This is a genomic window from Xylanimonas ulmi (assembly GCF_004216535.1).
Lineage (GTDB): Bacteria > Actinomycetota > Actinomycetes > Actinomycetales > Cellulomonadaceae > Xylanimonas > Xylanimonas ulmi.
The window spans coordinates 572680-587722 of sequence record NZ_SGWX01000001.1; the positions used below are offsets into that span (position 1 = coordinate 572680).

Annotated in this window: 11 protein-coding genes; 8 read left to right on the top strand and 3 right to left on the bottom strand. The window is 74.2% G+C overall.

From position 1 onward, the window contains the following. The first annotated feature begins 86 nt into the window (after positions 1 to 86). On the top strand, positions 87 to 2558 hold the full coding sequence (locus EV386_RS02490; protein ID WP_130412013.1) for a glycogen/starch/alpha-glucan phosphorylase: 2472 nt from the start codon (positions 87 to 89) through the stop codon (positions 2556 to 2558). A gap of 56 nt (positions 2559 to 2614) precedes the next feature. Here EV386_RS02490 and EV386_RS02495 read toward each other — a convergent pair whose 3' ends face one another. Then, a complete protein-coding gene (locus EV386_RS02495; protein ID WP_130412014.1) occupies positions 2615 to 4465 on the bottom strand; it encodes a helicase HerA-like domain-containing protein in 1851 nt (616 codons plus the stop codon). A gap of 63 nt (positions 4466 to 4528) precedes the next feature. On the opposite strand from EV386_RS02495, the gene EV386_RS02500 reads away from it, so the two are divergent. From EV386_RS02500 to holA, 4 genes are all read left to right on the top strand, one after another. Then, the gene (locus EV386_RS02500; protein ID WP_130412016.1) at positions 4529 to 5473 is read left to right on the top strand and encodes a DegV family protein; all 945 of its coding nucleotides are present in this window, start codon (positions 4529 to 4531) and stop codon (positions 5471 to 5473) included. Positions 5474 to 5563: 90 nt separating this feature from the next. Further along, entirely contained in the window at positions 5564 to 6550 is a 987-nt protein-coding gene (locus tag EV386_RS02505; RefSeq protein ID WP_242607802.1) for a ComEA family DNA-binding protein, read from the top strand. After that, positions 6547 to 9144 carry a ComEC/Rec2 family competence protein gene (locus EV386_RS02510; protein ID WP_130412018.1) on the top strand — a complete coding sequence of 866 codons (2598 nt, stop codon included), beginning with the start codon at positions 6547 to 6549 and terminating at the stop codon, positions 9142 to 9144. The genes EV386_RS02505 and EV386_RS02510 overlap by 4 nt, the downstream gene beginning before the upstream one ends. Positions 9145 to 9194: 50 nt before the next feature. Next, complete coding sequence (holA, locus tag EV386_RS02515) at positions 9195 to 10232, top strand: DNA polymerase III subunit delta (protein ID WP_130412019.1); 1038 nt, start codon at positions 9195 to 9197, stop codon at positions 10230 to 10232. 130 nt (positions 10233 to 10362) lie between these two features. Here the strand turns inward: holA and rpsT are convergent, their stop codons facing one another. Continuing rightward, complete coding sequence (gene rpsT / locus EV386_RS02520) at positions 10363 to 10623, bottom strand: 30S ribosomal protein S20 (RefSeq protein WP_130412027.1); 261 nt, start codon at positions 10621 to 10623, stop codon at positions 10363 to 10365. A 220-nt stretch (positions 10624 to 10843) separates the two neighbouring features. Continuing rightward, a complete protein-coding gene (locus EV386_RS02525; protein WP_242607803.1) occupies positions 10844 to 11443 on the bottom strand; it encodes a type II toxin-antitoxin system PemK/MazF family toxin in 600 nt (199 codons plus the stop codon). Between the two features lie 225 nt (positions 11444 to 11668). Here EV386_RS02525 and EV386_RS02530 point away from each other — a divergent pair, with 225 nt between their 5' ends. From EV386_RS02530 to EV386_RS02540, 3 genes are read left to right on the top strand one after another with little or no spacing between them, the layout of a single operon-like run. Beyond that, positions 11669 to 13279 (top strand): circularly permuted type 2 ATP-grasp protein, encoded by a 1611-nt coding sequence (locus EV386_RS02530; RefSeq protein WP_130412031.1) that lies wholly within the window; start codon positions 11669 to 11671, stop codon positions 13277 to 13279. After that, entirely contained in the window at positions 13273 to 14205 is a 933-nt protein-coding gene (locus tag EV386_RS02535) for an alpha-E domain-containing protein (RefSeq protein ID WP_130412033.1), read from the top strand. Before EV386_RS02530 ends, EV386_RS02535 begins: the two co-directional genes overlap by 7 nt. Then, complete coding sequence (locus tag EV386_RS02540; RefSeq protein WP_207216455.1) at positions 14202 to 15041, top strand: transglutaminase family protein; 840 nt, start codon at positions 14202 to 14204, stop codon at positions 15039 to 15041. The genes EV386_RS02535 and EV386_RS02540 overlap by 4 nt, the downstream gene beginning before the upstream one ends. Positions 15042 to 15043 lie beyond the last annotated feature (2 nt).

The window sequence follows — 15043 nt, forward strand, 5'->3', positions numbered from 1 at the left end:
CCAGGCAGACGCCACCACGCGTTGCGTCGCGCGGCGGAACCTGCCCAGCCAGTGCCGGGTGCGGCACCGGCTTGTAGGGTCGTTCTGTGACCGAGACGACCCCCCCTATCGCCACCCCGGAACACACCGTCGAGGGCTTCGTGCGGCAGTACCTGCGCGAGCTCACCTACACGCAGGGCACGACCTTGGAGCGCGCCTCCGTCGACGACAAGTACCTCGCGCTGGCCCGGACCGCACGCGCGTACTTGATGTCGCGGTGGAACCGCACGGTGACGCAGCAGTACCGCCAGCCCGTGCGCGGCGTCGCTTACCTCTCGGCCGAGTACCTGCTCGGCCGCCAGCTCGACAACGCGCTCATCGCCTCGGGCCTGGAGGACATCGCCCAGGAGGCCCTGGCCAGCCTCGGGCTGTCCCTCGACGAGTTGCGCGCCGCCGAGGTCGAGCCGGGCCTCGGCAACGGCGGCCTCGGGCGCCTGGCCGCGTGCTTCATCGACTCCCTCGCGACCATGAACATCCCCGCCATCGGGTACGGCATCCGTTACGAGTACGGCATCTTCCGCCAGACCTTCGTCGACGGCCGCCAGGTCGAGGAGCCCGACTCGTGGCTCGACCACGGCTCGCCGTGGGAGATCGCCCGCCCCGAGCAGGAGGTCGAGATCGCCTTCGGCGGCCACACCGAGAAGACGACGGTCAACGGCGTCGAGCGCACCACCTGGACGCCCGGCTGGTCCGTCCTGGCGATCCCCTACAACTACATGGTCCCCGGCTACCTCAACGGCCGCGTCAACACGCTGCGCCTGTGGAGCGCCCGCGCCACCCGCGCGTTCGACCTCAAGATCTTCAACTACGGCGACTACGCCGCCGCGGTGCGCGCCCAGACCTTCGCCGAGAACATCACCAAGGTCCTCTACCCCGAGGACTCGACCCCGCAGGGCAAGGAGCTGCGCCTGCAGCAGCAGTACTTCTTCGTCGCGGCGTCGCTGCACGACTACATCGAGCGGCTGCTCGGCGAGGGCTTCGACCTGCGTCGCCTGCCCGAGCGCATCACCTTCCAGCTCAACGACACCCACCCGGTGATCGCGATCCCCGAGCTCATGCGCATCCTCGTCGACCTCAAGGGTCTGGCGTGGGACGAGGCGTGGGAGATCACCCGCAAGTGCTTCGCCTACACCTGTCACACGCTGCTGCCCGAGGCGCTTGAGGTGTGGCCCGTCGAGCTCATGTCCCGGCTGCTGCCGCGGCACATGGAGATCATCTACCGCATCAACGACGAGTTCCTCGCCCAGGTGCGCGAGCGCTACGGCGACGACGAGATGCTGGTGCGCCGCATGTCGATCATCGCCGAGCACCCCGAGCGCGCCGTGCGCATGGCGTTCCTGGCGAGCGTCGGCACGTCGAAGATCAACGGCGTCGCCGAGCTGCACTCCCAGTTGCTGCGCGAGAAGGTGCTGACCGACTTCGCGGACCTGTGGCCCGAGAAGTTCACGAACGTGACCAACGGCGTGACCCCGCGCCGGTTCGTGCGCCTGTCCAACCCGGGTCTGTCGGCCCTCATCACCGAGGCCATCGGCGACGGGTGGGCCACCGACCTGGAGCGGCTTCGCGAGCTGGAGCCGCTGGCCGACGACGCCGCCTTCCGCGCCAAGTTCCGCGAGGTCAAGCAGGCCAACAAGCATCGCCTGGTCGACCTGCTCGCGCGGCGTGACGGCATCGTCATCGACCCCGACACGATGCTCGACGTCATGGTCAAGCGACTGCACGAGTACAAGCGCCAGATGCTCAAGGTGCTGCACGTCGTCTCGACGTACGACAAGCTGCGCACGGGCGAGCTCGACCCGGCCTCGGCGGTGCACCGCACTGTCGTCTTCGGCGCCAAGGCCGCCCCGGGCTACAAGATGGCCAAGGAGATCATCGCGCTCATCAACCACGTCGGCGCCCGCGTCAACGCGGACCCCGTCGTGTCGCAGGCGCTGCGCGTGGCGTTCCCGGCGAACTACAACGTCACGGTCGCCGAGACGCTCATCCCCGCCGCGGACCTGTCGGAGCAGATCTCGCTCGCCGGCAAGGAGGCGTCCGGCACGGGCAACATGAAGTTCGCGCTCAACGGCGCCCTGACCGTGGGCACCGACGACGGCGCGAACGTCGAGATCCGCCAGCTCGTGGGCGACGACCACTTCTTCCTGTTCGGCCTGACCGAGCCCGAGGCGAGCGCGATCCAGGAGGCGGGCTACCGCCCGTCGGCGCACTACGAGCAGAACCCGTCGCTGCGCCACGCGCTCGACCTCATCGCCTCCGGCGAGTTCTCGGGCGGCGACCGCAGCGTGTTCGAGCCGATCGTCTCGAACCTGCTCTACGAGGACCGGTTCATGGTGCTGGCCGACTACCAGTCCTACATGGACGCACAGGAGCGCGTGGACGCGGCCTACCGCGACCAGGACGCGTGGAGCCGCTCGGCGGTGCTCAACGTGGCCCGCAGCGGGTTCTTCTCCTCCGACCGCTCGATGCGCGACTACCTGGACCGCATCTGGCACGTGGACCCGATGCCCATCGAGGGCTGAGTCGACGACGACGGCGCCGCACCCTGCGCGGGGTGCGGCGCCGTCGCGCTGTCCGGTCAGCGGCGGCGCGTGCCGAAGATCGACCGCGTGATCTCGCGTGCGAGGGTGTTGCCCGCGGTCTTGAGGAGTGAGTCGAGCGGGCTCGCCGCGCGGGACCGCGACCCGCCGGACGTCTTCGACCGCTGTGTGGCGGCCTCGCGCTCCAGGCGTGCGCGCATCCGCGCCAAGTCGGCCTGCTCCTGGCGCGCGGCCCGCTCGCGCGCGGCCGCGGCGTCCGCCTCGGCCTTGGCCGCGGCCTTCGCGGCGGCCTTCGCGGCGGCGGCCGCCTCGCGCGCCGCGGCCTCCTGCTGGACGCGCACCTGGAGGAGCTCGAACGCCGACTCGTTGTCGACGGCGCTGCCGTAACGCGCCTGGCCGGGCGAGGCGGCGACGACGGCGTCGAGCGTCGCGGCGGGCGCCGGGTCCATGGACGCCTGCGGAGCGCGCACGCGCGTCCACGCGACGGGAGCGGGCGCGCCCCGCTCGGTCAGTACGGTCACCACCGCCTCGCCCGTGGCCAGGGACTGCAACAGCCGCTCCAGGTCATAGGGCGAGTGCGGGAAGGTGCGCGCGGCCGCCCGCAGCGCGGTGGCGTCGTCAGGCGTGAAGGCGCGCAGTGCGTGCTGGACACGGTTGCCGAGCTGGGCCAGCACCTGCGCAGGCACATCCTTGGGGGATTGCGTGACGAAGAAGACGCCCACGCCCTTGGAGCGGATGAGGCGCACGGTCTGGGTGACCTGCTCAAGGAAGTCCTTGCTCGCGCCCGTGAACAGCAGGTGGGCCTCGTCGAAGAAGAACACCAAGCGTGGCTTGTCCGGGTCGCCGATCTCGGGCAGCTCCTGGAAGAGATCGGCCAACAGCCACATGAGGAACGTCGAGAACAGCGCGGGCCGGTCCCGCAGTTCGGGCAGCTCGAGCGCCGAGATGACGCCGCGCCCGTCCGCTGCGGTGCGCAGCAGGTCCGCCGTCGCGAACGCGGGCTCGCCGAAGAACACGTCGCCGCCCTGCGCCTCGAGCGCGACGATCTCGCGCAGGATGACGCCCGCCGTCGCCGCGGACAGGCCGCCGATGCCCTTGAGGTGCGCCTTGCCCTCGTCCGAGACGAGGTAGGCGATGGTGGCGCGCAGGTCCTTGAGGTCGAGCAGCGCGAGGCCCTGCTGGTCGGCCCAGTGGAAGACGAGGCCGAGCGAGCTCTCCTGCGTGTCGTTGAGGCCCAGCACCTTGCTCAGCAGGAGCGGTCCGAAGTCCGTGACGGTAGTGCGGATCGGCACGCCAGACCCCAGCCCGCCCAACGAGTAGAACTCGACCGGGAACGACGTCGCCGCCCATGCCTGCCCGACGCTGCGCGCGCGATCGACGACGGCGTCGCTCACCGCGCCCGGGACCGCGAGCCCCGACAGGTCGCCCTTGACATCGGCGAGGAACACCGGCACGCCGGCGAGCGAGAGGCCCTCCGCCATGGCCTGAAGCGTCTTGGTCTTGCCCGTGCCGGTGGCGCCTGCGACCAGGCCGTGGCGGTTGAGCGTCGACAGCGCGAAGCCCACCTGGACGTCAGGGTGCGGCGTGGGCGCGGCGCCGGGTTCGCCGTCGAGCAGGGCGCCGAGCGGGAGCGCGCCGCCCGGGGCGGCGTAGGCCGCGGCGACCTGCGCGGCGTAGCCGTCGAGAGCGGCGGCGGTCGGTTGCGTCGCTTCGGCGGCCTCGGCCGCATCGGCCGCATCGGCGGCCTCGGCGGCCTCGGCCGCGGCGAGCGCGGCCTGCGCCGCCGCCGCTCTCGCCTCCGCCGCATCAGCGGCCGCCTGCGCGGCGGCCGCGCGCAGCGCCGCGATCTCAGCGCTCGTCGAGACCTTGTCCTCGTGTGGCTCCGGCATGCGCGCAACCTAGCGCGCAGGTGCGGGCGCTGCCTGGTGGAGACTCGTTAGGGTGGCCGTGCCATGCGTCTCACCCAGCTCTTTCCGCACACGTCCCCGCGACGCGCCCAGGCGCCCGCGCCGGTCGCGCCGGTCGCGCCGTCGCCTGCCGTCCGCGTCGTCACCGACTCCACCGCCTGCCTGCCGCCGTCGGCCGACGAGCCCGACGGCGCGGCGGGCGGCCCCGTCGTCGTGCCGCTGCGCGTGCTGACGCCCGACAGCGAACTGCGCGAGGGGATCGACATCACGCCGGCGCAGGTCGCGGACCTCATCGCGTCAGGCGCCCGCCTGACGACGTCGCAGCCGCCCCCCGCGGACTTCGCCGACGTCTACCGCCGCCTGGCACAGGACGGCGCGCGGGCGGTCGTCTCGGTGCACCTGTCCGGCAGGATCTCGGGAACGGTCGACGCCGCCGCGCGCGCCGGTCAGCGGGCCATGCTCGCCGTGCGCACCGTCGACACCCAGACGGTGGCGATGGGCCTCGGGTTCGCGGCGCAGGCCGCCGCCGAGTGCGCCGCGCAGGGGCAGGACGCCGAGCACGTGGCCGCGCGGGCGGCGCAGGTCGCCGCGTCGAGCCGGACCCTCTTCCTCGTCGACTCACTCGACCACCTGCGGCGCGGGGGGCGCCTGTCGGCGGGCGCTGCCGCGCTCGGCACGGCGCTCGGGGTCCGGCCGATTCTCACGATCGAGGGCGGTGAGGTGCGCCTTGCGCAACGCGTGCGCACCCGCGCCGCGGCGCTCGAACGCATGCTGGACCTCGCCGTCCAGCACGCCGCCGGGATGGACCGCCCTGGCGTGGCCGTGCACCACCTCGGCGCGGCGCAGCGCGCTGGCGCGGCCGCGGCGAGCCTGCGCGAACGGCTCGGCGTGGAGCCCGTCGTGACGCCCGTGAGCGCGGTGCTCGGCACGCACGCAGGCCCGGGAGCCGTCGCCGTCGTCGTGGTGGAGCTCGGCGGCCACACGCACTGAGGCGGTCCCCAGGCCGTTCTGGGCCGACGTCGTCCACAGGCGCCGTGGCGCCGGCCGACGGGGCGGCGGGGTCGGCCTAGCGTCGCGGCCGTGAGCGAGTGGGACGAGGGACCGTACGGGGCGGCGCTCGGGCGGCTGCGGGCCGCGCGGCAGACCGGCCAGGACACCGACATCAGCCGCCGGGACGCGCCGGAGCCCGACCCCGGCGGCGCTGCGCCCGATCTCGCCGATGTCCGCGCCGATCTCGCCGAGGCCCCGCGCGCCGATCTGGCCGACGACCTGCGTGCCCGCCTCGCCGACCGCCGCGCGGTCACGGCCTCGGCGCGCCAGGCGGCGGCCGCGTATGCGGCGCTTCAGGGTCACGTGCCTGGAGGGGCCGAGTCCGAGTTGGAGCACGCCGGCGCGAGGCGATGGGCGCTGCGTCCACGGACGGCGATTGTCGCGGTCTGCGCGGTTCTCCTCCTGGGCGTCGGCGCCGCCGTCGTCTCGTGGCCGCGATCCGGCGTCGAGACACTGGGGACGGCAGGAGGCCAGACCACCGCGGAGCCCGATGCGCCAGGGGACGCCGCGTACCCGGCCCCGTCCACCGCGTTCCCCTCGCCGGACGCCGCATCTCCCGGCGACGCGCCCGCGGCGAGCGTCGTCGTCGACGTCGTCGGGCAAGTGCGCGAGCCGTGCGTCGTGACCCTGCCCGCAGGGTCGCGCGTCGCCGACGCCGTCGCGGCCGCGGGAGGGGCCAGCGACAACGCCGACCTCGCCGCCGTCAACCTCGCCCGGCCCCTCGTCGACGGCGAGCAGGTGCGGGTGCCCGCGCCGGGCGAGATGCTCGCGCCGCCCACGTCGGGACCTCCGTCCGACGGGGGCGGCCTCGCGCCATCAGACGGGGGACTCGTCAACCTCAACACGGCCGATGAGGCGACGCTCGACACGCTGCCCGGCATCGGCCCCGCGCTCGCGGCCCGGATCATCGCGTGGCGCGAGCAGAACGGAGCGTTCGCCTCGGTGGACGAGCTCGACGAGGTCTCCGGCATCGGACCCGCCCTGCTGGCTGGGCTCCGCGACCAGGTGACCGTGTGAAGGTCGACCTCCGCCTGGCCCCGACGGCGCTCGGGGCCTGGGCCACCGCATGGGCGCTGACCGGGATCGCGCGCGCCGACCCCGGCGCAGCCCTGCGAACGGTCGTGGTCGCGGCGTCCCTCGTCGCGGCGCTCGCGCTCGGACTCACGGCGGCCACCGAGCTGGTGAGGGCTCGTCGGGCGGAGCCGGGAGCGAGGGCGCATCGGCTGGTGCCGGGAGCGAGGGTGCGTCGAGTGGCGCCGTCAAGCGGGGCGCTCGGGCCGTGCCGTGCGCGGACGGCGTCCGCGCACCTGCTCCTGATCCTCGCGGCCGTCACGGCGGTCGCTCTCTCGGTCCACGTCCGCGCTGCGGGCGCGGCAACCCTTGAGGCGCTCGCGGCGGACCGCTGCGACGTCGTGCTGACGGGACGGGTCGTCGCCGACGGGAGCCCGGCGGCGTTCGGCCGTGGACAGACGTGGGCGCTCGCCGCCGACACGCTCACCGCGCGCGCCGTGACCTCGGCCGCGCGGGGCCGGGTGGCCGTGACGACATCGCAGGACGCGCCGCCGTACGGCGCGCGAGTCGTCGTCCGGGCACGACTCGCGCCTGCGCCGGTGGGCGCCGCGGAGGCCGCGCGGGCCACGGCCCAGGTCGCGGAGGTGACCCGGTCGCCGCCCGCCGTGGTGCGGGCGACCAACGCGATGCGCGCGGGGCTGCTCGACGTCACCGAGGGCCTGTCGGCGCAAGCGCGGGGGCTCGTGCCGGGCATGGCCGTGGGAGACACCTCGCGCCTGCCCACAGACCTCGCGGACGCCTTCCGGACCACCGGGCTCACGCACCTGACTGCGGTGTCCGGCGGCCACTTCGCGATCGTGCTCACCCTCGTCACGGCCTGCGCAGGGGCGGCGCGTGCCCCGCGGTCGGTCCGGATCGCCGTCGTCGCGCTCGTCGGGGCGGGGTTTGTGCTGCTGGTGCGGCCCGAGCCGAGCGTGCAGCGTGCCGCGGCCATGTGCGCGGTGACGCTCATCGGCCTCGTGCTGCGCCGGCCCGCGAGCTCCGTTCCGGCGCTCGCGGCATGCGTCGCCGTGCTGCTGTGCGCCGATCCGTGGCTCGCGCGCTCGTTCGGCTTCGCGCTCTCGTGCGCGGCGACCGCCGGGCTCGTGCTGCTCGCGCCGCCACTCCTGCGGCGACTGGAGCCGTGGCTGGGCAGAGCGTTCGCGTTCGCGCTCGCCGTGCCGATCGCGGCACAGGTCGCGTGCGGGCCCGTGCTCGTCCTGCTGTCGCCCGCGCTGCCGACGACGTCGGCGCTCGCCAACCTGCTCGCTGCGCCGGCTGTGGCGCCCGCGACCCTGCTCGGGCTCGCCGCGACGCTGGCCGCGCCGTGGTGGGCATGGGGCGCGCACGCGCTCGCATGGCTGGCCAGTGGCGCGACCTGGTGGATCGCAGGTGTGGCTCAGTGGTGCGCCGCCCTGCCCGGCGCGCTGCTGCCGTGGCCTGGGGGCGTGCCCGGCGCGCTCGGCCTGCTCGCGGCGAGCGCCGCCGTGCTGGCTCCGGTGCTGGCCCGCGCACCCGCCGAGGGCTGGCCACGGTCCTGGTCCGACGGGGTCGTGCGTGCGCGGCGCGGCGCGCACAGGCGTGGTCGCGCGACGCTCGCGCGGCTGCGCCACGGCGCGCTGACCCGCGGGGACCGGCGGCTGCTGGCGGCGCTCGCCACGGTGGCGCTCGTGGTCGCCGGCGCGACGACGGCGGTGGTGCGCGTCGGCGTGGGCGGAGGCGGCCTTCCGGCGGGCTGGCAGGTCGTGGCCTGCGACGTCGGGCAGGGCGACGCGCTCGTGGTGCGCACCGGACCGACGGCGGCCATCGTCGTCGACGTCGGACCCGAGGGCGACGCGGCGGGGCGCTGCCTCGACCGGCTCGGGGTGACGCGAGTCGACCTGCTGGCGCTGACGCACCACCACCTCGACCACGTCGGGGGCCTCGCCGGCGTGCTCGCGGGGCGTGAGGTGGGCGCCGCATGGGTGTCCCCGCTCGACGAGCCGGCCGCGAACGCGCGCCACTCTCAGCGCCTCTTGGATCGCGCCGGCGTTCCGCGCCGGGTCCCGGACCAGGGTGAGGCCCAGACCTGGGGCGAGGGGGAGTGGCGCGTCGAGGTCAGCGTCCTGTCCGCGGGCGTCGGCGCGGGCGGCCCGCCCGCCGCGGTCGCGGGCGAATCAGCGGAGGGCGACGGCGCCAACGACGCCAGCCTCGTCCTCGGGCTCACGGCGCAGGGCCCGGGCGGGAGCCTTGAGGTCATCGCGCTCGGCGACCTGGAGGAGCACGGCCAGCAGACGCTGCTCACCTCGCTGCGGGCCGCGGGGAGCATCGGGCCGGCTGACGGCGTCGATGTCGTCAAGGTCGCCCACCACGGCTCGGCGTCACAGTCAGCCGGGCTCGCGCGGCTGCTGCGTCCGCGCGTCGCGCTCGTGAGCGTGGGCGCGGACAACGCCTACGGGCACCCGACCGACCGGATGCTCGACCTGTACGCGAGCGTCGGGGCGAGGGCCGTGCGCACTGACCGGTGTGGCACGGCGGCGCTGGTCGTGCGCGGGGGCGAGATCGGTCTGGCGTGCGGCTGAGCGGCGCATGGACGCCCGGGCGCGTCGGTGGTCCGTGGCAGAGTGGGCCCGTGCCTCCCGCATCCCGTGCTCGTGCCCGCTCGGGCGCCCGTCCGCCCGCCGGCAACGTCCGCTCGTGGGACGAGCCCACGCTCGCGCCCGTGGTGCTTGTGCGCGGCCCCGAGGAGCTGCTGCGCGAGCGGGCCGTCGACGGACTCGTCGCGCTCGCCCGGGAGCGCGACCCGCAGACGGAGAAGGTCGTGCTGGACGGCGCCGCCTACGGCGTCGGCCAACTCCAGGTCGCGGCGAGTCCGTCGCTGTTCGGTGAGGCGAAGGTCGTCGTGATCACCGCGGCCGACGCCGGCGCCGACGACCTGTACGCCGACCTGATCGACCATGTCGCGCACCCCGATCCGGAGACGACCGTCGTCGTCGTCCACGGCAGCGGCCAGCGGGGCAAGAGGATGCTCGACGCCGTCATCGGGTCGGGCGCGCCCGTGCTGCAGTGCGACGCCCTCACACGCGACGCGGACAAGGCTGAGTTCGTCGCCCGCGAGTTGCGCGCCGCCCGGCGGCGGGCAGAGCCCGAGGCGGTGCGCGCCCTGCTCGACGCGCTCGGCGCCGACCTGCGCGAACTCGCGTCCGCGGTCGCGCAGCTCATCGCGGACACGACGGGGACCATCTCGGTGGGCGTCGTCGACCGCTACTACGGTGGACGCGTCGAGGCCACGGGGTTCAAGGTGGCCGACGCCGCCGTCGCCGGGGACGCGGGCGGCGCCGTCGCGCTGCTGCGCCACGCCCTGGCGACCGGGGCGGACCCGGTGCCGCTGGTCGCGGCGCTCGCGCTGCGTCTGCGCACCCTGGCCAAGGTCGCCGCGCTGCGCGGAGGCTCCGTCACTGCCCGCGAGCTGGGCTTGCAGGACTGGCAGGTGCGCAACGCGCAGAAGGACCTGCAGCGATGGACGCCCGAGGGGCTGGCCGGCGCCATCACCGCCGTCGCGCAGGCCGACGCCGACGTCAAGGGCGCGGGCCGCGACCCGGTCTATGCGGTCGAGACCGCGGTCCTCACGATCGCCCGCGCCGCGCGCCCCTCCCGCCCCACGAGATAGCCGTTCCCTCCGGGCCCACCCGCGCCCCCTCCCCGTGCGCGGGGGCGGGTACCCCGGGGACAGCGATGGGCGCCACCCCCAGGGGAGCGGCGCCCATGCGTGGTGTGCCCGGGCGGGCGTCAGGTCAGGCTCAGAGCGCGTTGACCAGCTTCGCGATGGCCGACTTGCGGTTCGCGGCCTGGTTCGCGTGGATGACGCCCTTCGAGACGGCCTTGTCGAGCTTGCGCGACGCGGCGGCGACGGCCGTGGTCGCGGCCTCCTTGTCGCCAGCGGCGACGGCGTCGCGCACGCGGCGCACGTACGTCTTCAGCTCCGACTTGACGGCCTTGTTGCGCAGACGAGCCTTCTCGTTCGTCTTGATGCGCTTGATCTGGGACTTGATGTTTGCCACTGGTGGACTTCCTGGTGTGTTCGCCTGCCAACCACGTGACAGAACGAGCGGATAGGTCGTAGAGGGCGGCCATAACTCCGGGACTGGGGGTGGGGAACCCTTGGAGAGGAGTTGTGGCTGTGCCCGCCGACCTGGGCGGACACGCAGCCACCCACAATACCAGAGGGGTGCGCGCCCGCCGGCGCCATCCCCGGACTCGCCGCATGGCGGTGCGCAGCCGTCAGCCGCGCGCCTTGGCCATCGCGGCCACGACCTGCTGGAACAGGGCGCGGGGCATGACGGCGCCCTCGCGCCGCACGCCGTCGGGGTCGACGCGGATCACTCGGTTGAGGCGGACCTCGCTCGGGCGTCCCTGCCGGTCCCACGGGCCTGAGCCGATGTCGATCCAGTACCGCCCTGCGCGCGCCTCCTGCGCGGCGTCGCGGTCGTGGTCCTTGCTGGTCAACTGCAGCGCGAGCAGCCACGGCCCGTCGTGTCCGACCAGCAGCACCGGCCGGTCTTTGCCCTGGGTGTGATTCTCCTCGTACGGCACGAAGGTCCAGACGATCTCGCCCGGGTCCGGGGCGCCGTCCGGGTGCGGGGCGTACTCGGCGCGGACGGCGCCTGTGTAGTCGCCCGGGTAGGCGCCCGGGGCGGAGGGGGAGGCGGAGGCCGCGGAGTTCGCGCCCGGCCGCGAGGCGGCGGACGCCCGCCGCGGGCCGGGGCGAGCCGACGTCGTCGCCCCTTTTCTGTCAGCGCGCCCGTCGGAGCGCCCTTCAGCAGAGCGCCCGTCAGCCCGTCGGTCAGCGCGCGTGCGGTTCGACACAACGGCGCGCGCCACGTCCGCCAGAAGATTCACCCATCGACTCGCCACGGCGCACAGCCTACGGTCCGCGCGCAGCGCCGGATCACGCCGCCACCAGGGCGCGCGCCCGCGCGCGCCCGGAACGCCGACGACGACGGAGCGGCGCCGCGACAGCCCCCTCAACTCCGGTCGCAGTCCCTGACATGAGACGGAAACACGACGGGAACCCGCCTGCCACATTCCAGGCCTTAGCGTGCGCCCATGGCGGACCTGTTCGACGATTACCCGCTCTCGGCGGCCTACGACGAGATGCTCGACCGTGACAACGGCGTGCGCCCTCGGTATGCGCCCGTGCACGGCACGCTGGCGAGCCTCACGGCCTCCGAGGTGGCGGCGCGCGCCGACGCGCTCGCCCGGTCCTACCTGGCTCAGGGCGTGACCTTCGACTTCGCGGGCGAGGAGCGGCCCTTCCCGCTCGACGTCGTGCCCCGCGTCATCGAGCCGGGCGAGTGGGACACCGTGGCCCGCGGCGTCGCGCAGCGGGTCCGCGCCCTGGAGGCGTTCCTCGCCGACGTGTACGGCCCGCAGCAGGCCGTCAAGGACGGCGTGGTGCCGTTGCGCCTGATCCTGTCGAGCGCCGAGTTCAAGCGGGCGGCGCACGGCATCGAGCCGCCCAACGGGGTGCGCTGTCACGTCTCAGGCATCGACATCGTGCGCGACGCGGCGGGCGAGTACCGCGTGCTGGAGGACAACGTGCGTGTCCCCTCGGGCGTGAGCTACGTGGTCTCCAACCGCCAGGCCATGGTGCGCACGTTCCCCGAGCTGTTCTCCTCGATGCGCGTGCGCCCCGTCGTCGACTACCCGCGGCGCCTGCTGGCCGCGCTGGCGGCAGCGGCGCCCGAGGGCGTGCCGGACCCGACCGTCGTCGTGCTGACGCCCGGCGTGTACAACTCGGCCTACTACGAGCACGCGCTGCTGGCGCGACTCATGGGCGTCGAGCTCGTCGAGGGCCGCGACCTGTTCTGCTCGGCCGGTCGCGTGTTCATGCGCACCACCGAGGGCCCACGTCGCGTCGACGTCATCTACCGGCGGGTCGACGACGACTTCCTCGACCCGCTGCAGTTCCGGGCCGACTCGGCGCTGGGTGTGCCCGGCCTGGTGGGCTGCGCGCGGCGGGGGCAGGTCACGCTCGCCAACGCGATCGGCAACGGAGTCGCCGACGACAAACTCGTCTACACCTACGTGCCCGACCTCGTGCGCTACTACCTCGGCGAGGAGCCTCTCATCAAGAACGTCGACACGTGGCGGCTGCAGGAGCCCGAGGCGCTCGCCGAGGTGCTCGACCGGCTCGACGAGCTGGTCGTCAAGCCCGTGGACGGCTCAGGCGGCAAGGGCATCGTCGTGGGGCCCGACGCGAGCCGCGCCGAGCTCGACGCGCTGCGGGCGCGACTGGTCGCCGACCCGCGGGGATGGATCGCCCAACCGGTGATCCAGCTCTCGACCGCCCCGACGTTCGTCGACGGCGGGTTCCGTCCGCGGCACATCGACCTGCGGCCTTTCGCCGTCAACGACGGCGAGGACGTGTGGGTGCTGCCCGGCGGGCTCACGCGCGTCGCGCTGCCCGAGGGCCAGTTGGTCGTCAACAGCTCGCAGGGCGGCGGCTCCAAGGACACCTGGGTGCTTGAGGGGCGTCCTCGCCGCGGACGCGCCGCCGCGCACCCCGCGACGTCGGAGAGCGGCCGTGGCGCGCACCCGGCCGGCGTCACGGCGGCGGGCGTGCCCCTGACCACCAACCCGGCCGACGTCCGCACGAGCCAACAGCAGCAACAGCAGCAATCCACGATTGACCTGAGGGGAGCCGTCCCGTGCTGAGCCGTATCGCCGAGTCGTTGTTCTGGATCGGACGGTACGTCGAGCGCGCCGACGACACCGCGCGCATCCTCGACGTCCATGTGCAGCGTCTGTCGGAGGACCCGTTCGCCGAGGAGCAGCTCGCGTGCCGCTCACTCCTGGCGATCATGGACCACCCCGCTCCGCCGACCGAGGAGCTCCTCGACCGCGAACTGGTGGTGCGGTTGCTCGCGCGCGACCTGGCCAACCCGTCGTCGATCGCCGGGTCGCTGGTCTCGGCGCGCGAGAACGCCCGGCGCGCCCGCGAGATCGTCTCGACCGAGTTGTGGGAGTGCCTCAACACCACGCGCAACGAGGTCTCGACCATGGCGCTGGCGCTCATCCCGCACGACTTCTTCGCCTGGGTGCGCCAGCGCGCCGCCGTCGTCGCAGGGATCATGGACTCCGCAACGAGCCGTGACGCGACGTGGCACTTCATGATCCTGGGCCGGTCGATCGAGCGCGCCGACATGACGGCCCGCCTGGTCACCACGCAGGCGCGCCTCGGGGTGGCCGGTCCCGGCTGGACGACGTTGCTGCGCTCGTGCGGCGCCCACGAGGCGTTCCTGCGCGCCTACCGCGGGCGCGCCGACGACGACCGCGCCGCCGGGTTCCTGCTGCGCGACCGGCTGTTCCCGCGCTCGATCGTCGCCGCGCTCACGCAGGCCGACGCGGCGCTGCGCGACCTGGAGCCGGCCGAGGCCGGCCGCGGCGCCGGCGACGAGGCGCGCCGGGAGCTCGGCATCGTGCGCACCGAACTGGAGTACGCGCGCCTCGACGACCTGCTCGAGCGGCTGCCTGAGGTCATGGAGCGCGTCCAGCACGCGTGCTCCCGGGCCAGCGACGCCGTCAAGGAGAGGTACTTCCTGGCCGCCGCGACGACGTCCTGGGTGGGGGAGGCGCTGTGAGCGTGCTGCGGGTGGTCCACACGACCTCGTTCGACTACGGCGGCCCGGTGCGCGCCTCCTACAACGAGGCGCGCATGCGGCCGGTCGACGACGAGGACCAGCATGTGCGCAGCGCGCGCGTCGACGTGCGCCCCCACACGTGGTTCGACGAGTACGTCGACTACTGGGGCACCGCGGTCACCGCGTTCGAGCTGCTCAGCGAGCACGAGCGGCTGACCATCGTCGCCGAGTCCGTCGTCGAGCGCCGTCCGGCCTCCGCGCCCGCGCTGACGTGGTCGTGGTCCGACCTGGGCGGCGAGGCCGTGCTGGACGCCCACGCCGCGTTCCTCTCGCCGACCTCGACCACCGAGGCGCCCGACGACGTCGCGGCGCTCGCGCTCGAGGCGGCGGGCGGCTTGGCCCCGACCGAGGCCGCTGAGGCGGTGTGCCTGGCGGTGCGCGACCAGCTTGAGTACGTCCCCGGCGTGACCGCGGTGCACACTCCGGCCGCTGAGGCGTGGGCCGCGCGCAAGGGCGTCTGCCAGGACATGGCGCACCTGGCGATCGGGGCGCTGCGCAGCGTCGGGATCCCGGCCCGGTATGTGTCGGGGTACCTGCACCCCAACAGTGACGCGCCGCTCGGGGAGACCGTGCGGGGGGACTCGCACGCGTGGGTCGAGTTCTGGACGGGCGCGTGGGTCGGGTACGACCCCACCAACCGCCGGTTCGTCAGCACCGACCACATCGTGGTCGCGCGCGGGCGCGAGTACGGTGACGTGCCGCCGCTCAAGGGCGTCTACGCCGGACGCGGCCCGGCGGCGCCGCAGGTCGAGGTGCGCATCACGCGCGTCGCCTGACG

Bases quoted from the DNA above. Each gene is read 5' to 3' on its own strand.
- EV386_RS02495 (WP_130412014.1), bottom strand. From the start codon at position 4,465: ATGCCGGAGCCACACGAGGACAAGGTCTCGACGAGCGCTGAGATCGCG.
- EV386_RS02500 (WP_130412016.1), top strand. From the start codon at position 4,529: ATGCGTCTCACCCAGCTCTTTCCGCACACGTCCCCGCGACGCGCCCAG.
- EV386_RS02530 (WP_130412031.1), top strand. From the start codon at position 11,669: ATGGCGGACCTGTTCGACGATTACCCGCTCTCGGCGGCCTACGACGAG.